The organism is Caulobacter sp. Root487D2Y, assembly GCF_001427165.1.
Lineage (GTDB): Bacteria > Pseudomonadota > Alphaproteobacteria > Caulobacterales > Caulobacteraceae > Caulobacter.
This window is the reverse complement of sequence record NZ_LMFD01000001.1, coordinates 22,108-45,145: the sequence shown is the minus strand read 5'-3', so window position 1 is coordinate 45,145 and position 23,038 is coordinate 22,108. Positions and strand designations below refer to the sequence as shown.

The window sequence follows — 23,038 nt, the reverse complement described above, 5'->3', positions numbered from 1 at the left end:
GTCTACTTGGCCTTCCTGAGGGTCGGGCTGTCGAGGTCTAGCTGGTCGATCGGGATCTGCACGGCGGCCGGCAGGGCCGTCTTGACGCCGTCGCCCATCGTCTTGGCGTCGCCGACCACGATGACGCTGGTCTGGGTCGGATCCAGCACGGCCTTGGAGAAGGCCTGGACGTCGGCGGCGCCGACCGCCTCGACCTTGCCGGTATAGGCCTGGATCTCGTTCAGCGGGATGCCGTAGATCGCCAGGTTGCCCAGGATGTCGGCCAGGCCGCCCGAGGTGCCCAGGTCGCGGCCGAAATCGCCGACCAGCACCGACTTGCGCGCCGCCAGCTCGGCGGCCGAGGTCGGCTCGGCGGCCAGGCGGGTCAGCTCGTCCTTGATCAGGCCCACCACCTGGGCGGCGGACTCGTTCTTGGTCTGGACGGTGGCGGTGAAGCCGCCGATGGCCGCGCGCGGCGACAGGCTGGAACCGGCCCCGTAGGACAGGCCGCGCTTGATGCGGATCTCCTGGTTCAGGCGGGACGAATAGCCGCCGCCCAGCACGCCGTTGGCGACGAGGCCGGCGTAGTAGCGCGGATCGGCGCGCAGGATCGCCGGCTTGGTCACCACCACCGCGGCCTGGCCGGTGCCCGGCAGGTCGACGATGACGTTCTTGGCCGCGTAGCCGGTGGGGCCCTTGACCGGGGCCGGCGGCGGACCGGCCGGCTTGGCCCAGCCGCCGAACGCCTTCTCCGCCAGGGCGAAGCCCTGCTCGGGCGTCAGGTCGCCGGTCAGCACCAGGATGGCGTTGTCCGGACGCCAGTTGGCGGCGTGGGTCTTGACCAGGGCGTCGCGCTGGATCTTCGGCAGCGAGCCCGGCGTGCCGTTGGCGACATGGCCGTAGCCCGAGCCGGCATAGATCACGGTCGGGACCACGAAGCCCGCGACCGCGCCGGGCCGCTGATAGCTGACCGACAGGCCGTCCAGGGTCTCGGTCTTCACGCGCTCCAGCTCGTCGGCCTTGAAGGTCGGGTTCTGGGCGACGTCGGCCATGATCGCCAGGCCTTGCGGCGCCTTGTCGGCGATGACGCTGAGGGTCAGGGACGAGGCCTCCCAGCCCGAGCCGGCCTCCAGATTGGCGCCCAGGGCCTCGGTGGCGGCGGCCACCTGGGTGGCGGTGCGGGTCTTGGTGCCCTCGGTCAGCAGTTCGGCGGTCAGGCTGGAGACGCCGGCCAGGCCGGCCGGGTCGGCGCCCGAGCCGCCGCGAACCGTCAGGTCGGCGGTGATCAGCGGCAGGTCGCTGGACTTGGCGACGATGACCCGCAGGCCGTTGGCCAGGGTCTTCTCGACCGGCGAGGGCAGGACCGGCGAAACCGGCTTTCCAGGCGTGGGCGGGGCCGCGCGCTCGGCTTCGGCGGCCAGGGTAGTGACCGGTCCGCTGTAGGTCACCGACGGGACCGCCTTGGGAGCCTCGAACGGATCCTTGGCGCCGGCCGGCTTGGCCGAGTCTGGCAGGTAGCGGACGGTCACCTTCCGGTCGTCGGCCAGGTACTTGGCAGCCACGCGCTGGACGTCGGCGGCGGTCACCGCCTGCAGGGCGGCCAGATCGGTGTTGGCCCGCTCGGCGTCGCCTTCGGTGCGCAGGGCGTAACCCAGCGCGAAGGCCCGGCCGTCGATGGTCTCGCGGCCGCGCACGGCGTCGGCCAGCAGGCCGGCCTTGGCCTCGGCCAGTTCGGCGGCGGTGGGCGGCGCGGCGCGCAGCTTGGCGACCTGGGCGCTCAGCGACGCCTCGCCCTGCTCGACCGTTTTGCCGCCGGCCATGATCGCCCCGACGTAGAACAGGCCCGGCTGGGCGTTGGTGGGGGCCGAGGAGAAGATCTGCTGGGCGATCTTCTGATCGTAGACCAGGCTGTCATAGAGGCGCGACGACTTGCCGGCCGACAGGATGGCGTCCAGCACGGCCAGGGCCGGGACGTCCGGATCGGCGGCGGCGGGCGCCAGCCAGGTCATGGCCACGGCCGGCAGCGGCACGTTGGGGCCGTAGGTGGTGACGATCTTGGAGCCGGTGCGGGCCGGCTCGACCGTGGTCACCTGCTTGATCGGGGCGGCGGGCGCCTTCAGGCCGGTGAAATACTGGTCGATCCAGGCGTTGAGCTGGGCCTCGTCGAAATTGCCGACCACGATCAGGGCGGCGTTGTCGGGGCGGTAGTATTCCTGGTGGAAGGCGCGGACGTCGTCGACCGTGGCGGCGTCCAGCTCCTCGATCGAGCCGATGCCCGGACGCTTGTAGGGATGGTCGGCGAACGAGGCCTGGGTGATGTTCAGGGCGAAGAACCGGCCGTACGGATTGGCCAGCACGCGCTGGCGCAGCTCTTCCTTGACCACGTCGCGCTCGGACTTGAACACCGCCTCGTCGATGACCAGCGAGCCCAGGCGCTCGCTCTCGGCCCACAGCAGCCGCTGCAGGTGGTTGGCCGGCACCACCTCGTAATAGTTGGTGAAGTCGTCGTAGGTGGAGGCGTTGTTGAAGCCGCCGACGTCCTCGGTCAGCCGGTCGAAGAACTCGTTGGGCATGTTGCGCGTCGACTTGAACATCAGGTGTTCGAACAGGTGCGCGAAGCCCGAGCGGCCCTCCGGATCGTCCTTGCTGCCGACTCCGTACCAGACCTGCACCGTCACGTTGGGCGTGGTCGCGTCGCGCGAGGTATAGACCTTCAGGCCGTTGGCCAGGGTCCGCTGCTTGTAGACGATCGGCGGCACCGCCACGCCGGCCGCTGCGGGGGCCGCCGCGGGGGCCGGCTTGGCCTGGGCCTGGGCGAGCGGTGAGAGGGCGGTGGTCGAAAGGGCCAGCGCGACGAGGGCGGCCTTGGCGGCGGGACGGATCATGAGGACGGCGCTCCGAAAGCTTGAGGGTGCGACCCTAGCATCCGGGTCCGGGGCGCCAAGCTTACCGTCTTGTCATGAAACGCGAGGATTGCCCGGCAAGCTCAACCATGCATCCTCTGGTGGACGGATGATCAGTGGGGAAGCATCATGAAATCTCTGTCCGTCGCGTGCGCCCTGGCGGCGCTCGCCATCGCCGTCGCCCCGGCCCAGGCCCGTCAGTCGGGGTTGGAGGAGGTGGTGGTCACCGGTTCGCGGGTGACGGAATATGATCCGGTCAAGACGCCGTTCGTGACGCTCAACAAGCGCGCCGACAATCTGATCACCACGGTCCGCGTCGTCTGCGACACGCGCGACCTTTCCCAGCGCAAGCAGGAGCTGAAGGCGACGCTGCGCAACATGATCAAGTCCGCGCCCGCCGCCGGGGTCGAGCTGGGCCTGGAGGGCGAGGAGGTGATCGGCCGCTTCGACGACACCATGCTCGACGCGGTGATCCGTCCGGACGGCAAGCCCGACACCAGCGTCGCCCTGCTGATCGTCAAGACCCGCGTGGCGCCCGCCGACACCTTCGACGCCGCCACCGGCCGCATCAAGGCCTTCGCCGAGAAGACCGCCAAGGCCGGCCGCACCGAGATCCTGCCGACCGAGGACTGGAACCTGACCTTGATCGGTCCCCAGCGTTATCGCGGCGAGGTGCTGACCCTGGTGGCCGAGGACGCCCGCAAGGTGGCGGGGACCTTCGGGCCCGACTACGCCGTGGCCGCCGAGGGGCTGCAGTTACCGCTGTCCTGGTATCAGTCGGGTCCGCTCGAGCTGGCGCTCTACGTGCCCTACAAGCTGACGGTCACGCCTCGCCCGAAGTGAGGGGCCCCGAAGTAAGCCGCCCGGCATAGCCGAAGATCACGCCCAGCCACGGATGGGCGACCAGGACGCGAAAGCGGTAGGCGCCGTCCCCGGTCTTGCTTGCAGCGCCGAAGGTCCGGGCCCGGATGCGCGGCGCCCAGGCGCGGGGCAGAGGGATCGGGCCCAGCCGCCAGCCCTCGAAGGTCCAGGAGAAGCCGCCCGGATCGGGCGCGGCCGCGAAGCGGAAGGTCAGGGCCCCGGCGGCCTCCTCGAACGTCCAGGGATCGTCGCGGGCCGGGGCGATGGTCGAGGCGAAGGCGCGGTCGCCGAATCGCCGGACCCAGCGCTCGACGTCCGCCGTCGGGGTGATCGTCACGGACGTCGCGTGCCGGCCGGGGGGCGGCAGGCCCTGCAGGCGGCGCAACAGGGCGGCCAGGCCGGGCGCTCCCCAGGCGCGCGCCGCGCCGGTCAGGGTGACGGGATCGAGGCCGGCGTGGGCGCGGCGAACGCTGTCGGGCAAACCCTGCCAGGCCGCGCCCAGCAGGCGCGGGAACAGGCCGGGCGTGTCCGGGTCCTGGCGCTCCAGCCGGGTGCGGATCGGCAGGTCGCGCAGCTCCCGCAGGATGGCGTCCAGATCGACCAGGCCGACGCAGGGCGTGGCGCGCGGCTCGCCCGGCTTGCCGTCGAGCAGGGCGCGCAGGGCCGCCGCCGCCGGGGCGGCCGGGGTGTGGGGTCCGGCGCCGGCCTCGGCGCACAGACTCCAGCGCGCCAGGCGTCGGACGCCGTCGGCGTCCAGCCCCTCGGCGCTGACCACCATGCCGCCGCGATCCGATCCCAGCGGCGCGACCAGGCCGGCCGCCTCGCCCAGCAGCACGGCCAGCGGCTCCAGCGTGGAAAGCAGCCGCGCGCGGCGAAGCAGGCTCAGCGCCCACAGGCCCAGATGCAGGATCGGCAGCTCCAGCCCGGCCCGGAACACCGCGTCGCGGCGAGGGTGGAACCGGGCCGGCAGCAGGTCGAGGTCGGGCGTCTCGGCCAGGCTGGTCCAGCGCCGACCCAGGCCCGGGAAAGGCGTGCGGCGCGGATCGCCCCAGCCGGGGCGGGTGGTCCAACGGCCGCGCGCGAACACCCGCACCGGCGCCCCGGCCCAGCCCAGGATGGCGCGGATCACCGACAGGCCGCGCGGGGCGCGGGCGCCGGGCGAGATCGCGGCCTCCACCCGGTCGATCCGGGTCCAGCCGGCGGTCATGGCGTCGAGGGCGGCGTGGCTGAGGGCGGGAGTCGAGCTGGCGCCGGTGATCGCCCAGCGCCCGACGGCGCGCGCCTGGTCGTCCAGCGCCGCCTCGAAGCCGGCCACGAAGTCGCGGGCGTCGGCCAGGTCGACATAGTGGGCGCGGGCCGCGAGCGCGGCGCGGGGGAAGGCGTGGTCCTGCCCCTGGAACGGTCCGGCGGCGTCGACCACCGCCCAGGCCCCCAGCGCCGCCAGGCCCTTCGGGTCCAGGCGGTCCAGCCGGGCGACCTCGATCCGCGCGGCGGGCCGGGTCCTGGCCAGATCGGCCGCCACAGCCTCCAGCGGTGGCAGGCTTCGGGCCGCCAGCACCAGGACCACGTCAGGCCAGCGGGCGATCATCGCCGCCAGTCTCTGGCCGAACACGCCGCTGGCGCCGACCAGCACGATGCGCTTGCGGCCGTCTTCCGTTCGGTCGGGGCTCATGCGGCCAATCTCATGAAGGAGGCGGCTCCAGCACGAAGCGGGCGCGCTGCTCGGGGGTGGGCAGCATGCAGGTCGAGCGCTTGCCCATCAGCCGGTAGCGGTTGGCGGCCAGCCCGTCATAGGCGCCGTCCAGCCAGGATCGCGGCAGGGCGCCGATCACGCCCAGCCACGACCAGGGCGCGCCCAGCCGCCGCAGCAGGGCCAGGACCGCCGCGCTCTTCTCGAACGCCTGGCCGCCGTCGAGGAACAGGAAGCTGGTCGGCCGGTCCGGGTCGATCCCGTGCTCCAGAGCCAGCCGCCGCCCATAGGCCGACTGGATCGGCGTGAAGCGGATCAGGCCCTCGCGGTCGATGGCCAGAACCGCCTGGACCGAGCCGGAACAGAGATTGCAGACCCCGTCGAACAGCCAGAGCGCGTCAGGTTGGGGCGCATCCGACGGTCCGCTCATCGCGCCGCCGCCACGCTTTCGCGGCGCAGGGCCCGGAGGGCCTCGGGCACGTCGCGACGCATGGCCATGGTCGTCATGCCGTTGGGCAGGCCGAAGGGGGCGACGGCGCGGTTCTCGTAGGTGACCCGGGTGCCCTTGCCGCCATCGAGCGGCTCGAGCAGCCACTGGCCCTCGCAGTCCTTGATGTCGCCGCCCTCGCAACGGAAGGCGATGCGCCGATAGGGCTCCAGAGTCAGCCGCGAGGTCGAGTGCAGGGCCGGCAGCAGGAAACTCCATTTGACCACGTGCTCGCGCAGCTCCACGCGGCCGCCGGCGTCGCGCGACAGCACGGTGCAGCGCTTGACGCTGGGGGTCATCCGCGCGGCCCGCTCGCAGTCGAGGATGGTGGTCCAGACCACGGCGGGCGGCGCGTCGATGTCGATCATCGCCCGGACCTGGCCGCCGCGGCCGGTCGGGTCGGTGTGAGCCTCCAGCGCGACCTCGCCGCTTTCGATCCGGTGCAGCCAGTCCCGGCTGATGTCCTGCGCCCCGGCGGCCGCGGGCGCGGCCAGCATCACGAACGCAATGACTAGGGCTCGGCCAGGCATGAGGTGGAGCCTAGCCGAATTTTCGCCCTCGGCGCATCAGGCTTTGGCCCGATTTTTCACCAGATCGTCGACCACCGACGGGTCGGCCAGGGTCGAGGTGTCGCCCAGGCTGCCCAACTCGTTCTCGGCGATCTTGCGCAGGATGCGGCGCATGATCTTGCCCGAGCGGGTCTTGGGCAGGCCGGGCGCCCACTGCAGGATGTCCGGCGCGGCGAACGGGCCGATCTCCGCTCGCACCCAGAGGATCAGGTCCTTGCGCAGCTGGTCGCTTGGTGCAACCCCCGCCTTGAGCGTCACGTAAGCGTAGACGCCCTGGCCCTTGATGTCGTGCGGATAGCCGACCACGGCGGCCTCGGCGACGGTGTCGTGGGCGACCAGGGCGCTCTCGATCTCGGCGGTGCCCAGGCGGTGGCCCGAGACGTTGATCACGTCGTCGACCCGGCCGGTGATCCAGTAGTAGCCGTCCTCGTCGCGCTTGCAGCCGTCGCCGGTGAAGTACTTGCCCGGATAGGCCGAGAAATAGGTCTCGAAGAACCGGCCATGGTCGCCATAGACCGTGCGCATCTGGCCCGGCCAGCTGTCGGTGATGACGAGGTTGCCCTCGGTCGCGCCCTCCAGGACCTTGCCCTCGGCGTCGACCAGCTGCAGCTTGACGCCCGGCAGGGGCTTGGTGGCCGAGCCGGGTTTCAGGGCCGTGGCGCCGGGCAGGGGCGAGACCAGGATCCCGCCGGTCTCGGTCTGCCACCAGGTGTCGACGATCGGCAGGCGGTCCTTGCCGACCACGCGGTGGTACCAGAGCCAGGCCTCGGGATTGATCGGCTCGCCCACGCTCCCCAGCAGGCGCAGGGACGACAGGTCGTTCTTGGTCACCCAGTCGTCGCCCTCGCGCATCAGGGCGCGCAGGGCGGTGGGGGCGGTGTAGAAGATCTCGACCTGATGCTTGTCGACCACCTCCCAGAACCGGGCCGGTGTCGGATAGTTGGGCACGCCCTCGAAGATCAGGCTGGTCCCGCCGTTGGCCAGCGGGCCGTAGACGACATAGCTGTGGCCGGTCACCCAGCCGACGTCGGCCGTGCACCAGAACACTTCGCCGGGCCGGTAGTCGAACACCGCCTCGTGGGTCCAGCTGGCCCAGGCCAGATAGCCGCCGGTGGTGTGCAGCACGCCCTTGGGCTTTCCGGTCGAGCCGGAGGTGTAGAGGATGAACAGCGGATCCTCGGCGTTCATCGGCTCGGGCGGGCAGTCGGCGGAGGCGGCGTCCTCGAGATCGTCCCAGACGATGTCGCGGGCGTGGACCAGCGGAACCTCGGCGCCGGTCCAGCGGACCATCAGCACCTTGGCGACCCACGGGCAGCTTTCCAGCGCCTTGTCGATATTGGCCTTCAACGGCACCCGCTTGCCGCCGCGACGGCCCTCGTCGGCGGTGATCACGAAGTGCGAGGCGCAGTCCTGGATGCGGCCGGCGATGGCGTCGGGCGAGAAGCCGCCGAACACCACCGAATGCACCGCGCCGATCCGCGCGCAGGCCAGCATCGCCACGGCGGCGATCGGGATCATCGGCAGGTAGATCGTCACGCGGTCGCCCTTGCGGACGCCCTGGTCCTTGAGGACGTTGGCCATCTTGCAGACCTGGGCGTGCAGCTCGCCGTAGGTGACCTTGAACGAATGGCCTGGGTCATCGCCCTCGAAGACCAGGGCCACGTCGTCCTTGCGGTGCGGCAGGTGGCGGTCCAGGCAGTTGACCGAGGCGTTCAGCACCCCATCGGCGTACCAATGGATGCGGAAGTCGTCCTTGGCGAACGAGACGTCCTTGATCTTGGTCGGGGCCTTGATCCAGTCCAGCCGGCCGGCCAGGTCGCGCCAATAGCCCTCGGGATCGGACTCGACCCGGGCCAGGGCGGCCTCATAGCCGGCGGCGTCGATATGGGCCTTGCCCGCCCAGCCGTCGGGAACCGGAAAAACCTGTCCGTCGCTCACGCCGTCAACTCCCATGATCTTGTTGCGGCGGAGTTATGCGCGTGGCGTGGCGGGGCGCAAGAAGACCATTTGGAAATCGACCTCGACCGCGGCGCCGCCCGAAGCGCCCGCCGCATGAAACCTCCCGCGGTCGGCGAAGCCAATCGCGTCAAAGCTTCATGCGTTCCAATTCTATCCAAAATAAATTGTGCCACTTCAAGGGAACGAAATAAATCCTCAAAACAATGAACTTTATAAAGATGCAATAGTTTTCCCAACCCCGCGAACAGAGGCCAAGTATCAGCCTTGAGATCGCTAAGGTATATTATTCAGGAAAACTCAATTGAAGCGCATTATCTATGTACCGTCGATTGTTTTGTTGTCCTTACTCGCGTCCGCGTGCGTCACGCATGAAACGGTGATGGCCGACGCCAAGCGCACCCTGGCGTTGCCGATCGCGAGCGACAACGGCCAGGCGGCGGGGGCCGGTCTGGCTTCGGCGGCGTGGGGCGATCAATGGAGCGCGACCAACCTTTACAAGCGCGCCGCCACGGCCGACCCCTCGGTGCTCAATCGCTTCAACCTCGCCAGCGGCTACTATCTGACCGGCCGCACCGAAGAGGCCGTGGCGCTCTATCGTTCGGTGGCGCGGGACGGCCAGTTCACCCGAGTCCAGCTGAGCCCGTTGAACGGGGCCGTCGAGGGCACGGCGCGCTACATCAACCTGGGCGACGAGGCCTCGCGCCGGCTGAACGCCATGGCGCGGATCCAGGTGGCCGAGGTCGGGGCGATCGACATCGCGACGCTCCAGCCCGGCGCTGGATCCGATCGCGCTGGCGATCTGTCCGCCATGAGGGTCGTGGCCGGCTCGAGCGCGCACGACATACCCGACGATCAGGCCTTCGCCCTCGACGCTCAGGGGCCGAACGCCACGCTGCCCTAGCCGCCGCTCCGGCGGACGGCCGGTTCGTCTTGACGGGAGATGCCTTGCGACCATCTCCCGCCTTTCCGACAGCGCCTAGGCCGGCTGCCTGACCACGCGCAGATAGGGCTTCTGCTCGTCCCAGCCGCCCGGGAACAGCGTCTTGGCCGCTTCGTTGTCCACCGAGGTGACGATGATCACGTCCTCGCCCGGCTTCCAGTCGGCCGGGGTGGCCACCTTGTGGGCGGCGGTCAGCTGCATCGAGTCGATGACCCGCAGGATCTCGTCGAAGTTCCGGCCGGTGGTCATCGGATAGACCAGGATCAGCTTGATGGTCTTGTCGGGCGCGATGATGAAGACGTTGCGCACCGTGGCGTTGGCGGCGGCCGTGCGGCCGTCCGACGTGCCCGCCGCGTCGGCCGGCAGCATGCCGTACAGCTTGGAGACCAACAGGTCGGTGTCGGCGATCAGCGGGAAGTTGGGGGCGACCCCTTGCGTCTCGGCGATGTCGGCCGCCCACCGCGCGTGGTTGTCCGCCGGGTCGACCGACAGGCCGATGACCTTGACGCCGCGCTTGTCGAACTCGGGCTTCAGGCGCGCCACCGCGCCCAGCTCGGTGGTGCAGACGGGGGTGAAGTCCTTGGGGTGCGAGAACAGCACCACCCACTTGCCGTCGACCCAGTCGTGGAAATGGATCGGACCCTCGGTGGTGTCCTGGGTGAAGTCCGGCGCGATGTCGCCGAGTTTGAGCGTCATGGATGTCTCTCCTGTCCGCCAGAATGAGGTCGGCCCAAAAGGGATGCGTGGAGCCCTAGGATGGGCGTAAAGCCGTGCCCAAGTTGTAGGCGCGCGCCTCCCCCCGCGCCGCCCAGGATTTCTCGCGGAGTTTCCAGCCATGCTGCTCGCCCTTTCGACCTGGCCCGAGATCGAGGCTTATCTGGCGACGTCGAAGACGGTGGTGGTGCCGATCGGCTCCAACGAGCAGCACGGGCCGACGGGCCTTCTGGGCACCGACTGGCTGTGCCCTGAGATCATCTCGCACGAGGCGTCCAAGCTGTCCTCGAGCGTGCTGGTGGCGCCGACCTTCAATGTCGGCATGGCCCAGCATCACCTGGCCTTCCCGGGGACGATCTTCCTGCGGCCCTCGACCTTCATCGCCGCGATCGGCGACTGGGTGCGCTCGCTGGGGGCTCATGGCTTCGAGAAGATCTATTTCCTCAACGGCCACGGCGGCAATGTCGCCTCGATCGAGGCGGCCTTCTCCGAGATCTACGCCGAGTACAGCTTCCGCCGGGAACGCAGCCCCTTCGCCCTGAAGCTGAAGAACTGGTGGGACCTGAAGGGCGTGCTCAGCCTGGCCAACCAGCAGTTCCCCACCGGCCACGGCAGCCATGCCACCCCGTCCGAGATCGCCGTGACCCAGTGGGCCTATCCGGACAGCATCAAGACCGCCGATTACGCGCCGAGGATCGCGCCCACCGGCCCGATCCGCGAGGCCCTCGACTTCCGCGCCCGCTACGCCGACGGCCGCATGGGTTCGGACCCGGCCCAGGCCACGCCGGAAAAGGGCGGCGCGCTGGTGGCCCAGGCGGCCAAGTCGCTGATCGAGGATTTGGCGGAGTTCTCGGCCGAGGCGAGGGTCTAAGGCGGGAGATCAACAACGTTTGTCATCCCGGGCGTAGCGAAGCGAAGACCCGGGACCGACGCCTGAACGCCGCGTTCCACGTCGGTCCCGGATCGGCGCGCTACGCGCTTGTCCGGGATGACAAGGTTGGTGTGATCGCGACCTCGCCTACCGCGGGATCTCCGCGATCTTGGTCAGGGCCACCTGGCGGTAGACCGCGGTGATCTCGAAATACCGGCCGAACGCGCCGTGGAACTGGTCGACGGCCTGCTTCACGCCCGGGCCGCCGATCTCGCTGATGTCGTGCCAGTAGTCGTCCAGCACCATCATGCCGCCCACGCTGAGCAGGCTGGCGCAGAAGCACAGGTCGATCAGCACGGCCAAGGCCGTGTGGCTGCCGTCGACATAGATCAGGTCGAACCGCTCGCCGACCGCCAGCATCCGGGGCAGCTCGTAGGTCGAAAAGCCCTTGCGGGCGGTCATCGACCGGAAGCCGGTCTTGGCCATGTTGCGGTGAAAGCGCGGCTCGACCGCGTGGTACTTCTCTTCCGGGTTCAGGGCCTCGTCGAACCAGGGATCGATCACCGTCACGTCCAGGCGGCCGGGGATCAGCCAGTCCATGAAGGCCAGGTTGCGGCCCTCATAGGCCCCGATCTCCAGATAACGGATCGCCCCGTCGGCCCTCTTCGCGGCGAAGTCGCGCAGCAGCGGCGTCACGAACGGAATGTTGTTCGAAGCCCAGCCCGAGGTGAACTCGTAGCCGACCTTTTCGCTGTGGGCGTCGAAGGCCTCGACCACCGCATGGTCGCGCTTGGCCAGCATGGTGCGGGCCAGGTCCGGGGCGAAACGCGGATTGACCTTGGCGAACGAGCGCAGCTTGGCGCCCAGGCCGCGCGCGTCCTGCGCGTCGGTCAGGGCGGCGTCGAAATTCGGATTGGACCCGTCGGCCATGGCGCGGCTTCCCCGTTTGCGTCGGAAAACCCTAGCGCCAAGGGGTTAAGGAACGGTCAGGTGAAGCTGATGATCGGCCGGCTCTGCAGGGTGCTCCAGCCGGTGTGCAGCGTCCCGGCCCCGCTGTAGTAGGTCCACAGCATTTCGGAGGGGGCCAGGGTCAGGCGCTCGACGGTCGATCCGTCGGCCTGGGCCTGCAGCTGGATGTCGGCGATCACCGCGTCGCGCAGGGCGACGCTGAACATCAGGACCCCCGCGCCATTTATGGTGCTGACCCTGTGCAGATAGCTGGGGCGATCGTGACCCACGCCCAGCGGGCGGGCCCGCAGGCAGAACTCGTAGAGTTTCACCGACAGGGCGTCGATCGGCTTGAGCACGGTGAAGGCGGTGGCCGGCGGCGCGGTCGCCGAGGCGGGCGCCTTCAGCTCTTGGCCGAAGGCTGTCAGCGGCACGCACAGGCTGGGATCGAAGCCGCCGATCACGGCGGCGGGCAGGCCGTCGATCCTGGGATTGGCCGGGGCATAGACGATGTCCGGATCGCCCGGCTGCAGCAGAATGATGTCCATGGCGCGTCCCCGTCTCGTTGGGGCGGACCCTAACCTTGGCCATGACGTTTGGCGACCGGCGTTCTCTCAGCCCGTGACGACCGCGCCGTCCGTCACCCGCACCGGCCACGGGGTCAGGGCCACGTTCTGGCAAGGGCCAGCCACCATCGCCCCGTCCTCGATGCGGAACAGGGCCGCGTGGCCGCCGCAGAGGATCAGGTCGTTCTCGCGGGTCAGGAACCGGCCGTTCGGCCCGGCCAGCGGCCAGCCGGCGTGCGGGCAGCTGTCGACATAGCCGACCACGTCCTGACCCCGCCGCACCACGAACCCGGCGAACACCGCGTCGCCGGCGCGGAAGCGAAAACCCCGCGCGCCGGGCGAGGCGATCTCGTCCAGCGGGCACAGCACGGTCCCGCTGGCGGGCCGGGCGGGGTTGGAGGGATCGGTGCGGGACATCTTTGCTCGAAATAGGCTGTCATCCCGGAAACGGCGCAGCCGTTATCCAGGACCGCCGGAAGCGCATGCGTTCACGCGTCGGTCCCGGACCTTCGCGCTGCGCGCTCGTCCGGGATGACAACGATTGTTAGAGGCTGCCGATCGCCAGACGCCAGAAATGCACCTCGACGCTCTCGAACACGCCGGCGGCGGTGAAGGGGTCGTTGTCGGCCTGGGCCTGGGCGGCGGCCTTGTCTTCGGCCTCGACCACGATGATCGAGCCGATCGCATTGCCGTCGTCGTCCAGCAGGGCGCCGGCCAGCTTCAGGTTCTTGCTGTTGTTCAGGTAGTCCAGGTGGGTCGGGCGGGTCGCCAGGCGGGTTTCGAGCGCGCCGGGCTTGTCCTTGCAGACGATGGCGTAGAGCGGCATGGGCGGTGGTCCTTTCTTGGGGATGGGCCCTGCGTCCTTCGAGGCCCGCTGCGCGGGCGCCTCAGGATGAGGAATTCAGAAACAACCCACTTACCTCATCCTGAGGCGTGAGCCGAAGGCGAGCCTCGAAGGCCACGCGGCGCTTCAGGCCTCCGCCTTCAACGGCCGCGACAGCAATCCCAGGATGGCGCTGTCGACGCCGACCTCGCCGGCCAGGATGGCCGCGACGGCCTCGCAGATCGGGGTCTCGACGCCGAGGGAGCGGGCCAGGGCGCGGACGGCGGGCGCCGAGGCCACGCCCTCGGCCACCGAGACCTTGCCGGCCAGGGCCTGCTCCAGGGTCTGGCCGCCGCCCAGGGCCAGGCCGACGCTCATGTTGCGCGACTGCGGGCTGGAGCAGGTCAGGACCAGGTCGCCCAGGCCGCACAGGCCGGCGACGGTCTCGCTCTTGCCGCCCAAAGCGACGGCCAGGCGGGTCAGTTCGGCGAAGCCGCGGGTGATCAGGGCGGCGTGGGCGCTGCGGCCCAGGCCCTTGCCCTCGGAAATGCCGCAGGCGATGGCCAGGACGTTCTTCACGGCCCCGCCGGCCTCGGCCCCGATCACGTCGGCGGCCCAGTAGGGACGGAAGGTCGGGATGGCGATGGCCTGGCCGATCCGTTGGCCCAGGTCTTCGTCCTCGCAGGCCAGGGTGACGGCGGTGGGCAGGCCGCGCGCCACCTCGCCGGCGAAGCTGGGCCCCGACAGCACGGCGATCGGCTGGCCCGGCAGCACCTGCGCGGCCACGTCGCTCATCAGTTTCAGCGTGCCCTGCTCGACGCCCTTGGAGCACAGCACCACCGGGACGCCGGCCCCTAGGTGCGGCTTCAGGGCCGTGAGCGCCGAGCGCAGGTGCTGGGCCGGCGGCACGGCCAGGATCAGGTCGCAGGCCGACAGCGCGGCCATGTCGGCCGAAGCGGCGATGGCGGCCTCCAGCTTCACCCCGGCCAGGAACATGGTGTTCTCGCGGTCGGCGGCGATCGAGGCCACGACCTCGGGTTCGCGCGCCTGCAGGGTGACCCGGAGGCCGGCGCGGGCCGCGACCTGGGCCAGGGCCGTGCCCCAGGCCCCGGCGCCGATGACGCCCACATGTTCGAACGTCATGCCTTGGCTCCCTTGCGACCGAAACTGTTGCTCGGATTGGATAACGCCGCCGCCTCGTCCAGCGGCCAACGCGGACGCGCCACGGCGTCCAGGTCGTCGGAAATGCCGATCGCCAGCCGCTCGGCCCCGGCCAGGGCGATCATGGCGGCGTTGTCGGTGCAGTAGGCCAGGGGCGGGGCGTCGAAGCTGAAGCCGTTGTCGGCGCAGTTCTTCCGCAGCGCCTCCTTGACCGCGCCGTTGGCCGCCACCCCGCCGGCCACGACGAAGCGCAGGGCCTGGTCCGGGTGGCCGGCGGCGTAGAGCTTCATGGCCCGGTCGGTGCGTTCCGAAAGCTGGCGGGCGATGGCGAACTGCACGGCGGCGGCCAGGTCGGCACGCTCCTGCTGTGACGTGACCTTCTCGGCCAGCCGCGCGGCGGCGGTCTTCAGGCCCGAGAACGAGAAGTCGCAGTCCTTGCGGCCCAGCAGGGCGCGCGGCAGGTCGAACTTGGAGGGGTCGCCGCTGGCCGCCAGCGCCTCCAGGGCCGGGCCGCCGGGATAGGGCAGGCCCAGGCTCTTGGCGATCTTGTCGAAGGCTTCGCCGGCCGCGTCGTCGATCGTGGTGCCCAGGCGGGTGCAGGCGCCCACGCCCGCCACTTCCAGCAGCTGGCAATGACCGCCGGAGACCAGCAGCAGCAGGAACGGATAGTCGATCGACGCCCCCAGCCGGGCCGAGACCGCGTGGCCTTCCAGGTGGTTGACCGCCACCAGCGGCAGGTCGCGGGCCAGGGCCACGGCCTTGCCGAACGCCAGGCCGACCATCACCCCGCCGACCAGGCCGGGCCCGGCCGTGGCGGCCACCCCGTCCAGGGCGTCGAAGCCGATCCCCGCCGTCCGCATCGCCTGGGCGACCACCGCGTCGATGGCCTCGACATGGGCGCGGGCGGCGATCTCGGGCACCACCCCGCCGAACGGGGCGTGCTGCTCGAACTGGGTGCCGACGATCGACGACAGCACCTCGACACGGCCGTCCTCGTCCCGGCGCACGACGGACGCGGCGGTCTCGTCGCAGCTGGTTTCCAGTCCAAGGATGGTGAGGCCCATTTTCCTTAAGGGGGTCATTCGGTTGCGGCCGCTTCGCCGCTCCTGTAGCAGGCAAGGCGTCTTTCGACCTTGCAGGTAACGTTCGAACCTTGTCCCGGCAACCCATCCGTATCGGCGCGCGCGGCTCCAAGCTGTCGCTGGCCCAGTCCGGCCTGATGCAGGCCCGTATCGCCAAGGCGCTCGGCTGGAGCGGCGGGGACGATCTGGACGCCTACGCCCGGCTGATCCCGATCGTCACCAGCGGCGACCGCATCCAGGACCGCCGGCTGATGGAGATCGGTGGAAAAGGCCTTTTCACCAAGGAGATCGAGGAGGCGCTGCTGGACGGCCGCATCGACTGCGCCATCCATTCGCTGAAGGACATGCCTGCTGAATTGCCGCCAGGTCTCGTCCTGGCCGCCGTGCCCGAGCGCGAGGATCCGCGCGACGCCTTCATCAGTCATGTCGCCGAGCGCCTGGAAGACCTGCCCAAGGGCGCGCGCCTGGGCACCGCCAGCCTTCGTCGCCAGGCCCAGGCCCTGCACGTGCGGCCCGACCTCGAGGTCGTGATGCTGCGCGGCAATGTCGACACCCGCCTGGCCAAGCTGGAGCGCGGCGAGGCCGACGCCATCCTGCTGGCCCAGTCCGGCCTGAACCGCCTGGGCCTGGGCCATCTGACCAAGAGCTGGCTCGACCCGCTGGCCGCGCCGCCCGCGCCGGGCCAGGGCGCCCTGGTCATCGAGACCCGCGCCGAGGACGTCGATCTGCCCTGGCTGCAAGCCGTGCGCTGCCAGGCCACGACCCTGGCCGTCGCCGCCGAGCGTGGGGCGCTCTACGCCCTGGAGGGCTCGTGCCGCACGGCGATCGGCGCCTATGCGCGCCTCGACGGCCTGGCCCTGACGATGATCGTCGAAGCCCTGACCCCGGACGGCGTCCAGCGTTTCCGCCGCGAGGGTTCGATCGTCCTGTCCAGCGCCGACGCGGCCGACGAGGCCCGGGCCCTGGGCCTCGACCTGGGCGCGGCCGTTCGCCAAGAGGGCGGTCCAGCCCTCATCCTGACCGAGTAAGGCCGATGGTGGCGGCGGCGCCGCGGATCTGGATCACGCGCGCTTCGCCAGGGGCCGAGGAGACCGCCGCGCGCCTGGCGGCCATGGGCCTGCCGCCGCTGGTGGATCCGCTGCTGGAGGTGGTCGCTCTCTCGCCGTCGATCGATCTGGACGGCGTGGCGGCCCTGGCCTTCACCAGCGTCAACGGCGTGGAGGCCTTCGCCCGCCTGTGCGCCGACAGGAGCCGCCCCGCCTTCGCGGTGGGCGACCGCACCGCCCGAGCCGCGCGCGAGGCCGGCTTCGCCGAGGTGGTCTCGGCTGACGGCGACGTCGGCGCCCTCGCGGCGCTGATCGTGGGCCAGAGGGGCCGGATCGGCGGCGTGGTGCTGCACCCCAGCGCCCTGGCGCCCGCCGGCGACCTTGTCTCGCCCCTGGTCGCGGCCGGCCTGACCGCCCGGCGCGTGGCGGTCTATGAAACGGTCGAGCGTGATCCCGAACCCGCCACCCTGGCTCAGCTGGGAACCATGGCCGCGGTCCTGCTCTATTCGCCGCGCGCGGCCGGCAAGCTGGCCCGGGTGCTGAAGGCCCGCCCCGCGCCCAGCCTTCGGGCCTTGTGCCTGTCGCCGTCCGTGGCCGGAGCGCTGGGGACGGCGGAGCAGGACGGCCGCCTGGCGTCCGTGGTCTGCGCGCCGCACCCCAACGAAACCGCGCTGCTGGATCTGCTCACGCTCTAGCTGAACGATTGCGCGGCGCGGCGGCGTGGGGCACGAATGGCGCATGACGCTCGCTCCCGACCCCGTTGAATCCGTTGCTCCGCGCGACCCGGCGCTGTATGGGCGCCGCCGCCTGCTGGGGCCCGGCTTCTGGGCGGTGATCGCCTTCGGGATCGTCTGCGTGGCGATCGGCGCGGCCCTGGCCCGATTCGGTCCGACCTGGTTCTCGGGTCCCAAGGCGCCGCCCGCGAGCCAGCCGTCCGCCGCGAGCGCGCCCCCGCCCGCTCCAGCTGGATCCGTCCCGCCGCTCTACGGCGCGCCCAGCGTCGCCGCGGTCCCGCCGCCGGCCTCCGAGGACGTGGCGCAGCTGGAGGGCCGGGTCGCGGTCCTCGAGACGGGTCAGCAGCGGGCCCTGGACGCCGCCGGCGCGGCCCTGGCCGCCGCCACGCTCGCCGACGCGGCCCGCACCGCCCGGCCGTTCGCCGAGGAACTGGCCAGCCTGGAGCGCGTCCTGCCGCTGTCGCCCGACCTGCGGGCCCTGGCGCGCCTGGCCCGGGACGGCGCGCCGACCCGCGCGGGTCTGGCCGCCGAGTTCGAGACCCTGACCGGCCGCGCCGCCGTCGCCGCCCGCGATCCCGGCCGCAACGCCGACTTCCTGGCCCGGCTGCGGCACGCCCTGTCCAGCATCGTCTCGATCCGCCAGGTCGGCTCGACCCAGGGCGCGACGCCCGACGCGGTCCTGGCGCGCGCGCAGAAGCTGCTGAACGAAGGCGACATCGAAGGGGCGCTTACCGCCCTGGAGGGTCTGCCGGCCCCGGCCCAGACCGTGCTGGCGCCCTGGCGCGCCGCCGCCGAGCGCCGGGTCGAGATCGACCGTCACATCGCCGCGATCCGCGCCGAGGCCCTGGCCGGCATGGTCCAGGTGACGCGCGCCCAGGGCGAGGCCGCCCCGCCCCATGCCCCGTCCAACGCGCCGCCCGTTTCGGTGACCCCATGATCCGCGCGACGTTGGTCTTCTTCGTGGTCGCCGCCATCGCCGTGGCGGTGGTCGCCCTGACCGGCGAGCCGGGCGCGGCCAGCCTCGACTGGATGGGCTGGCGGGTCGAGATGACCGCCGCCGCCGCCGCCCTGCTGACCCTGTTCACCGCTCTCGTGGCCACGATCCTGTGGCGCGGTCTGCTGTGGGTGGTCGAGGCGCCGCAACGCGCCGCCCGCGCCCGCGCCGACGCCAAGCGCAAGCAAGGCGTCGAGGCCCTGTCGCGCGGCTTCCTGGCCGTCGCCGCCGGCGATGGTTCCGAGGCCCGCCGCCTGGCGCAGAAGGCGTCCGAACTGGCCGAGGACGCCCCGGCCCTGGTTCGCGTCCTGGCCGCCCAGGCCGCCGAGGCGGCCGGCGACCACGTCGCCGCGCGCCAGGCCTACAACGCCATGCTCGGCTTCCCGGAGATGCGTCTGGCGGGCCTGCGCGGCCTGATGCAGACCGCCCTGGCCGAGGGCGACAGGGCCCTGGCCCTGCGGCACGCCGAGACGGCCTACGGCCTGGCCAAGACCGCCCGCTGGGCCTGGCGCGCGCTTCTCGAGGCGCGCCTGGAGGCGGGTGATTGGAAAGCCGCCCTGGCTCTGGTCCAGGGCGCGCTGGAGCGCAAGATCGTTCCGCCGCTGGTCGCCGAACGGGCGCGGGCCGCCCTGCTGGCGGCCTCCGCCGGCGGGCTGGAGGAGTCCGACGATCCCAAGGTCCTGGCCCAGGCGCTGGACTTCGCGACCCAGGCCGCCAAGCTCAAGCCCGACTTCGCGCCGGGCGTGGTGATGGCCGCGCGCCTGCAGGCCGCCGAGGGCAAGGCCGCCAAGGCCGGAGCCCTGATCGAGCACGCCTGGAAGCAGGCCCCGCACCCGGCCCTGTGGCTGGCCTATCGCGACCTGAAGACCAGCGAGACCCCCAAGCTGCGCGCCACGCGTCTGGCCGCCCTGGCCAATCTGAAGCCCGAAGCCCGCGAAAGCCGGCTGCTGAAGGTCGAGAGCGCCCTGATCGGCGGCGATCCGATCGCCGCCCGCGCTGCCGCCCGGCTGCTTCCGGAAGAAGCGCTGACCGCCCGGATCGCCGGCCTGATGGCCCGGGTCGCCTATGCCTGCGGCGAGGCCGACGAGGCTCGCGCCTGGGTCGCCCGGGGCGCGGCCGCGCCGCAGGAGCCCGACTGGTCGGATCTGGACCCCGAGGGCCGCGCCTTCGCCTATGCCCGGGACGACTGGGCGCGGCTGACCGTCAGCTACGCCGAGACCGGCGAGCTGATCCATCCCCGCTTCGAGCGTCGCGAGCGCACGATGAGCGAACTGCCCGAACTGCCGTCGGCCTATGCGGAATCCACGCCGTTCGTCCGGGCCGCCGAGACCGGCGGCGCGCTGATGCCCATTCCCGACGATCCGGGAATCGGGCCGGCGGGCGGCGCCGGCGGGTTCGATCCGGCCCCGTCGCCGGAGCCCGAAACCAGCGGTCCGGCGCCGCGTCGCAAGACCGGTTCACGCCGACGCTTGGCAAGCGGCCCTCGCGCCGCTAAATAGGCCCCTCCTCGCGCCGGGTCGGTGATTTGGCGCCAGGAACACCAGTGTCTTCCGACCCTGTTTCGACGGGCCCGGAGACGAAGCGCGCCGCTTTAGCTCAGCTGGTAGAGCACCTCATTCGTAATGAGGGGGTCACAGGTTCGAGTCCTGTAAGCGGCACCACCTTCCTTTTCCCTTGGCGTTCGGCGGCGCTTGGCGCCTGGGCCTGCTTGCTCGCGGAAATTCGTCCGCCGCGAGGCCGTGCGACGAAATGCCCGCCGGCGGTCTACCGCTCTAGGACAGCGCCCCCGTTGCTCAAGCTCGTGGCTAACGCCTGCCCGAAACAGCGCGTCGAACGACCATGTTCGATCAATCGCCATGAAGCTCGACAGTATGAATGCGGTATGGGGTTACATTGCTACTTGTAATGAGTTTGATTGCCTTGTGTAATTTTTCCAATGTGTGGCAATAAGTCGCGATATTTACATGGAATATGCTCTAATTTTTACTTTGAGATGATCCGCTAGTTATGGATGAACATTTCACTGTAATGATTTGTTCACATGAAAATCGACATCACCACTCCCACAAGTCCGGAAAATCCGGTCAGGGGATGCAAGAAATGTCGAAGAGAAACACCCGGAGCGGCATCGTGCTCTGCGCGCTGGCGCTGGTCGCCGCGCCGCTGAGCACCGCCCACGCCGACGCGGCCAAGGATGTCCAGGTCGCGGGCCGCGCGCTGACCTTCCTTGAAAACGGTCCGACCGGCAAAGCCGTGCTGGGCGTGGTCTTCGACCCGTCCAAGCCCGCCTCGGTCGCCGAGAAGAACGCGCCTCGGCCGTCTCGGGCGTCAGCGGCGTCGCCGCTCTCTATGTCACCGCCGGCGTCAATGTCGGCGCGGCCGCCAAGGCCAAGAAGCTGATCACCATCGGTTCGGATCCCTCCTGCGCCGCCAGCGGCGCGTGCGTGATGAGCGTCTCGGCCGACCCGAAGGTGGAGATCATCGTCAATCGCGCCGCCGCCGCGGCGGTCGGGGCGGTCTTCAAGGCCGCCTTCCGCATGATGATCCGCGAAGTCTGATCCAGCTCGAGCCCAGAGAAACAATCATGAAAAAGACACTTCTGGCCGGCGTTTCGGCCACCTTCGCCCTCTCCCTGGCCGCCACGGCCGCCCACGCCCAGTCGATCGACTACGGCGCGATGGAGCAGCTGTTCAACGAACCGGTGACCACCAGCGCCACCGGATCGCCCCAGCGCGCCACCGAAGCCCCGGCCGACATGCAGATCATCTCGGCCGATGAAATTCGCCGCTCCGGCGAGACGACCCTGCCGGGCATCCTGCAGCGCGTCGCCGGCGTCGACATGCTCAACTTCTCGGCCGGCCAGTCGGACGTCACCGTCCGCGGCTATGATCAGGTCAGCTCGCCGCGCCTGTTGGTGCTGGTTAACGGCCGTCAGGTCTATCTCGACCACTATGGCCTGACGATGTGGCAGACCATCCCGGTGCAGCTCGACGAGATCCGCCAGATCGAGGTGGTCAAGGGTCCGGGCAGCGCGCTGTTCGGCTTCAACGCCGTGTCCGGCGTCGTCAACATCATCACCTTCAACCCGAAGTTCGACAACCGCAACGTGGCGACCGTCCGGGTCGGCGATCATGGTCAGAAGAGCGCTTCGCTGGTCGCGACCCACAAGTTCGGCCAGTCGGTCTCCGCGCGCTTCTCGGCGGGCGCCGAAGAGCGTGACGAATGGGCCCGCACGGGCGCCCTGCCCACGGCGGCCACCCTGCACGATCCGCAAAGGGTCTCGACCGCGCTCGACGTCGTCGCCCAGCTGGCGCCGAAGACCGAACTGCGTCTCGAAGGCTCGTGGGCCAACGCCCAGCAGGACAGCCTGGTCGGCTACAGCTACGCCGTCACCAAGATGATCACCACCTCGGGCAAGGCGACGCTGACCTCCGACACCCGCCTTGGTCAGATCCAGGCCCAGGCCTATCAGAACCAACTGAACGCGAAATACGGCATCGCCAACGGAGTCCATTGGAAGAACACCATCACGGTGGCCAGCCTGCAGGACCTCTTCAAGGTCGGCGCCGCCCATACGTTCCGGTTCGGCGGCGAATACCGCCACAACACGCTCAACGTGGCGCCGATCGGCGGAGCGGACGTCAGCTATGACGTCTGGTCCGGCTCGGCCATGTGGAACTGGGCGATCAGCAAGACGGTGACGACCACCGCGGCCGCGCGGATCGACAGCCTGCAGCTGCAGCGCAAGGGTGTCTTCCCGGCGCGCATCCCGCTGGCCGACAACAGCAACTGGGACCGCACCATCAGCGAACCCAGCCTGAACTTCACGGCCGCCTGGACCCCCACGCCCAAGGACACCTTCAAGGCCTCCTACGCCCGCGGCGTCCAGGCGCCGAGCCTGATCGAGCTGGGCGGCGTGCAACTGGCCTCCGGGCCGGTCTATCTGCTGGGCAACCCGAACCTGGAGCCGACGATCGTCACCAACTACGAGCTGGCCTATGATCACCAGTTCGCGGCGGCCAAGCTCGGCGTCCGGCTTTTCACCCAGGATTGGCAAGGCCTGAAGAGCGGTCTCGGCACCGCGGCGCTTGACTATATGCCCACGGCGACGACCAATCCCGGCTTCACCTACAAGAACGCCGCCGACTCCAAGATGAAGGGCGTCGAGCTGACCCTGGCCGGCAAGTTGGCCGGCGGCTTCGGCTGGCACGGCGACTACACCTACACCGACGTCAAGGACACGCCGTTCGCCGGCATGAACCCCGTCGCCCGCTACACGGCCTTCGAGTCGACCACGCCCGAGACCCGCGGCAATATCGGCGCGGACTGGGTCAAGGGTCCTTGGGAAGCCGACGCCAACCTGCACTATGTCGGCGACTTCCAGTGGTACGACATCACCAACGGCGCCCTGAAGCCGGTCAAGGCCTATGCCTCCCTCTCGAGCCGCGTCGGCTACCGGATGGACAACGGCGTGACCCTGGCGGTCAGCGGTCAGAACCTGCTCAGCGAGCAACAGAAGCAGACCCGCGGTCTCGAAGCCGAGCGTCAGGTGCTGTTCTCGGTCAGCAAGGCCTGGTGATCCCAGGCGGCTTCGTCCTTCGGGGCGAAGCCGCTGATCTCCGGGGCAGGCGCGCGCTTCGTCCGGGAGCGTGCGTCCTGTCTGCCCGGCGTCTCGCGCATTTGTCGCACCCCTCCGAACCGCCTTGCGACA

At 70.3% G+C, this 23,038-nt stretch carries 21 protein-coding genes and 1 tRNA gene; 10 read left to right on the top strand and 12 right to left on the bottom strand.

The window, feature by feature from the left end; all coding sequences use genetic code 11:
* Positions 1–2: 2 nt before the first annotated feature.
* Positions 3–2,864 (bottom strand): M16 family metallopeptidase, encoded by a 2,862-nt coding sequence (locus ASD38_RS00205; RefSeq protein ID WP_056438250.1) that lies wholly within the window; start codon positions 2,862–2,864, stop codon positions 3–5.
* 147 nt (positions 2,865–3,011) lie between these two features.
* On the opposite strand from ASD38_RS00205, the gene ASD38_RS00200 reads away from it, so the two are divergent.
* On the top strand, positions 3,012–3,725 hold the full coding sequence (locus tag ASD38_RS00200; RefSeq protein WP_056456648.1) for a hypothetical protein: 714 nt from the start codon (positions 3,012–3,014) through the stop codon (positions 3,723–3,725).
* On the opposite strand, the gene ASD38_RS00195 is transcribed toward ASD38_RS00200, so the two are convergent.
* From ASD38_RS00195 to acs, 4 genes are read right to left on the bottom strand one after another with little or no spacing between them, the layout of a single operon-like run.
* On the bottom strand, positions 3,706–5,415 hold the full coding sequence (locus ASD38_RS00195) for a DUF4166 domain-containing protein (protein ID WP_056456645.1): 1,710 nt from the start codon (positions 5,413–5,415) through the stop codon (positions 3,706–3,708). The two genes, ASD38_RS00200 and ASD38_RS00195, sit on opposite strands and share 20 nt — an antisense overlap.
* Before the next feature lie 10 nt (positions 5,416–5,425).
* Entirely contained in the window at positions 5,426–5,863 is a 438-nt protein-coding gene (locus ASD38_RS00190; RefSeq protein WP_056438259.1) for a thiol-disulfide oxidoreductase DCC family protein, read from the bottom strand.
* On the bottom strand, positions 5,860–6,450 hold the full coding sequence (locus ASD38_RS00185) for an SRPBCC family protein (protein ID WP_056438262.1): 591 nt from the start codon (positions 6,448–6,450) through the stop codon (positions 5,860–5,862). Before ASD38_RS00185 ends, ASD38_RS00190 begins: the two co-directional genes overlap by 4 nt.
* Before the next feature lie 36 nt (positions 6,451–6,486).
* Positions 6,487–8,442: an acetate--CoA ligase gene (gene acs, locus ASD38_RS00180; RefSeq protein ID WP_056456642.1), complete on the bottom strand. Its 1,956-nt coding sequence runs from the start codon at positions 8,440–8,442 to the stop codon at positions 6,487–6,489.
* A 385-nt stretch (positions 8,443–8,827) separates the two neighbouring features.
* On the opposite strand from acs, the gene ASD38_RS00175 reads away from it, so the two are divergent.
* Complete coding sequence (locus tag ASD38_RS00175; RefSeq protein WP_056456639.1) at positions 8,828–9,349, top strand: hypothetical protein; 522 nt, start codon at positions 8,828–8,830, stop codon at positions 9,347–9,349.
* Between the two features lie 75 nt (positions 9,350–9,424).
* Here the strand turns inward: ASD38_RS00175 and ASD38_RS00170 are convergent, their stop codons facing one another.
* Complete coding sequence (locus ASD38_RS00170; RefSeq protein ID WP_056456636.1) at positions 9,425–10,084, bottom strand: peroxiredoxin; 660 nt, start codon at positions 10,082–10,084, stop codon at positions 9,425–9,427.
* Between the two features lie 139 nt (positions 10,085–10,223).
* Here ASD38_RS00170 and ASD38_RS00165 point away from each other — a divergent pair, with 139 nt between their 5' ends.
* Positions 10,224–10,973, top strand: a complete 750-nt coding sequence (locus ASD38_RS00165; protein ID WP_056438276.1) for a creatininase family protein — start codon at positions 10,224–10,226, stop codon at positions 10,971–10,973.
* A gap of 147 nt (positions 10,974–11,120) precedes the next feature.
* Here the strand turns inward: ASD38_RS00165 and ASD38_RS00160 are convergent, their stop codons facing one another.
* The 6 genes from ASD38_RS00160 to tsaD form a co-directional block, all read right to left on the bottom strand.
* Positions 11,121–11,903, bottom strand: a complete 783-nt coding sequence (locus ASD38_RS00160; protein WP_056438281.1) for a class I SAM-dependent methyltransferase — start codon at positions 11,901–11,903, stop codon at positions 11,121–11,123.
* Positions 11,904–11,959: 56 nt separating this feature from the next.
* Positions 11,960–12,469, bottom strand: a complete 510-nt coding sequence (locus ASD38_RS00155) for a hypothetical protein (protein WP_056456633.1) — start codon at positions 12,467–12,469, stop codon at positions 11,960–11,962.
* A gap of 66 nt (positions 12,470–12,535) precedes the next feature.
* Positions 12,536–12,904: a Rieske (2Fe-2S) protein gene (locus ASD38_RS00150; protein WP_056456631.1), complete on the bottom strand. Its 369-nt coding sequence runs from the start codon at positions 12,902–12,904 to the stop codon at positions 12,536–12,538.
* Positions 12,905–13,031: 127 nt separating this feature from the next.
* Positions 13,032–13,313 carry a YciI family protein gene (locus ASD38_RS00145; protein ID WP_056438284.1) on the bottom strand — a complete coding sequence of 94 codons (282 nt, stop codon included), beginning with the start codon at positions 13,311–13,313 and terminating at the stop codon, positions 13,032–13,034.
* Positions 13,314–13,457: 144 nt separating this feature from the next.
* Positions 13,458–14,453 carry an NAD(P)H-dependent glycerol-3-phosphate dehydrogenase gene (locus ASD38_RS00140; protein ID WP_056456628.1) on the bottom strand — a complete coding sequence of 332 codons (996 nt, stop codon included), beginning with the start codon at positions 14,451–14,453 and terminating at the stop codon, positions 13,458–13,460.
* The gene (gene tsaD / locus ASD38_RS00135) at positions 14,450–15,553 is read right to left on the bottom strand and encodes a tRNA (adenosine(37)-N6)-threonylcarbamoyltransferase complex transferase subunit TsaD (RefSeq protein ID WP_056456626.1); all 1,104 of its coding nucleotides are present in this window, start codon (positions 15,551–15,553) and stop codon (positions 14,450–14,452) included. The genes ASD38_RS00140 and tsaD overlap by 4 nt, the downstream gene beginning before the upstream one ends.
* Before the next feature lie 71 nt (positions 15,554–15,624).
* Between tsaD and hemC the strand changes: the two genes are divergently transcribed.
* From hemC to ASD38_RS00100, 7 genes are all read left to right on the top strand, one after another.
* A complete protein-coding gene (gene hemC / locus ASD38_RS00130) occupies positions 15,625–16,581 on the top strand; it encodes a hydroxymethylbilane synthase (protein ID WP_056456624.1) in 957 nt (318 codons plus the stop codon).
* Positions 16,582–16,586: 5 nt separating this feature from the next.
* Positions 16,587–17,294 carry a uroporphyrinogen-III synthase gene (locus tag ASD38_RS00125; RefSeq protein WP_056456620.1) on the top strand — a complete coding sequence of 236 codons (708 nt, stop codon included), beginning with the start codon at positions 16,587–16,589 and terminating at the stop codon, positions 17,292–17,294.
* A gap of 43 nt (positions 17,295–17,337) precedes the next feature.
* A complete protein-coding gene (locus ASD38_RS00120; RefSeq protein ID WP_056456617.1) occupies positions 17,338–18,270 on the top strand; it encodes a COG4223 family protein in 933 nt (310 codons plus the stop codon).
* Positions 18,267–19,826 (top strand): heme biosynthesis protein HemY, encoded by a 1,560-nt coding sequence (locus ASD38_RS00115; RefSeq protein ID WP_056456614.1) that lies wholly within the window; start codon positions 18,267–18,269, stop codon positions 19,824–19,826. The genes ASD38_RS00120 and ASD38_RS00115 overlap by 4 nt, the downstream gene beginning before the upstream one ends.
* A gap of 86 nt (positions 19,827–19,912) precedes the next feature.
* Positions 19,913–19,988: transfer RNA gene (locus ASD38_RS00110), tRNA-Thr, on the top strand.
* A 346-nt stretch (positions 19,989–20,334) separates the two neighbouring features.
* On the top strand, positions 20,335–20,727 hold the full coding sequence (locus tag ASD38_RS00105; RefSeq protein ID WP_235523731.1) for a hypothetical protein: 393 nt from the start codon (positions 20,335–20,337) through the stop codon (positions 20,725–20,727).
* 184 nt (positions 20,728–20,911) lie between these two features.
* The gene (locus ASD38_RS00100) at positions 20,912–22,906 is read left to right on the top strand and encodes a TonB-dependent receptor plug domain-containing protein (RefSeq protein ID WP_056456611.1); all 1,995 of its coding nucleotides are present in this window, start codon (positions 20,912–20,914) and stop codon (positions 22,904–22,906) included.
* Positions 22,907–23,038 lie beyond the last annotated feature (132 nt).

Bases quoted from the DNA above. Each gene is read 5' to 3' on its own strand.
- ASD38_RS00205 (WP_056438250.1), bottom strand. From the start codon at position 2,864: ATGATCCGTCCCGCCGCCAAGGCCGCCCTCGTCGCGCTGGCCCTTTCG.
- ASD38_RS00200 (WP_056456648.1), top strand. From the start codon at position 3,012: ATGAAATCTCTGTCCGTCGCGTGCGCCCTGGCGGCGCTCGCCATCGCC.
- ASD38_RS00195 (WP_056456645.1), bottom strand. From the start codon at position 5,415: ATGAGCCCCGACCGAACGGAAGACGGCCGCAAGCGCATCGTGCTGGTC.
- ASD38_RS00190 (WP_056438259.1), bottom strand. From the start codon at position 5,863: ATGAGCGGACCGTCGGATGCGCCCCAACCTGACGCGCTCTGGCTGTTC.
- ASD38_RS00185 (WP_056438262.1), bottom strand. From the start codon at position 6,450: ATGCCTGGCCGAGCCCTAGTCATTGCGTTCGTGATGCTGGCCGCGCCC.
- acs (WP_056456642.1), bottom strand. From the start codon at position 8,442: ATGGGAGTTGACGGCGTGAGCGACGGACAGGTTTTTCCGGTTCCCGAC.
- ASD38_RS00175 (WP_056456639.1), top strand. From the start codon at position 8,828: ATGGCCGACGCCAAGCGCACCCTGGCGTTGCCGATCGCGAGCGACAAC.
- ASD38_RS00170 (WP_056456636.1), bottom strand. From the start codon at position 10,084: ATGACGCTCAAACTCGGCGACATCGCGCCGGACTTCACCCAGGACACC.
- ASD38_RS00165 (WP_056438276.1), top strand. From the start codon at position 10,224: ATGCTGCTCGCCCTTTCGACCTGGCCCGAGATCGAGGCTTATCTGGCG.
- ASD38_RS00160 (WP_056438281.1), bottom strand. From the start codon at position 11,903: ATGGCCGACGGGTCCAATCCGAATTTCGACGCCGCCCTGACCGACGCG.
- ASD38_RS00155 (WP_056456633.1), bottom strand. From the start codon at position 12,469: ATGGACATCATTCTGCTGCAGCCGGGCGATCCGGACATCGTCTATGCC.
- ASD38_RS00150 (WP_056456631.1), bottom strand. From the start codon at position 12,904: ATGTCCCGCACCGATCCCTCCAACCCCGCCCGGCCCGCCAGCGGGACC.
- ASD38_RS00145 (WP_056438284.1), bottom strand. From the start codon at position 13,313: ATGCCGCTCTACGCCATCGTCTGCAAGGACAAGCCCGGCGCGCTCGAA.
- ASD38_RS00140 (WP_056456628.1), bottom strand. From the start codon at position 14,453: ATGACGTTCGAACATGTGGGCGTCATCGGCGCCGGGGCCTGGGGCACG.
- tsaD (WP_056456626.1), bottom strand. From the start codon at position 15,553: ATGACCCCCTTAAGGAAAATGGGCCTCACCATCCTTGGACTGGAAACC.
- ASD38_RS00125 (WP_056456620.1), top strand. From the start codon at position 16,587: ATGGTGGCGGCGGCGCCGCGGATCTGGATCACGCGCGCTTCGCCAGGG.
- ASD38_RS00120 (WP_056456617.1), top strand. From the start codon at position 17,338: ATGACGCTCGCTCCCGACCCCGTTGAATCCGTTGCTCCGCGCGACCCG.
- ASD38_RS00115 (WP_056456614.1), top strand. From the start codon at position 18,267: ATGATCCGCGCGACGTTGGTCTTCTTCGTGGTCGCCGCCATCGCCGTG.
- ASD38_RS00105 (WP_235523731.1), top strand. From the start codon at position 20,335: ATGGATGAACATTTCACTGTAATGATTTGTTCACATGAAAATCGACAT.
- ASD38_RS00100 (WP_056456611.1), top strand. From the start codon at position 20,912: ATGAAAAAGACACTTCTGGCCGGCGTTTCGGCCACCTTCGCCCTCTCC.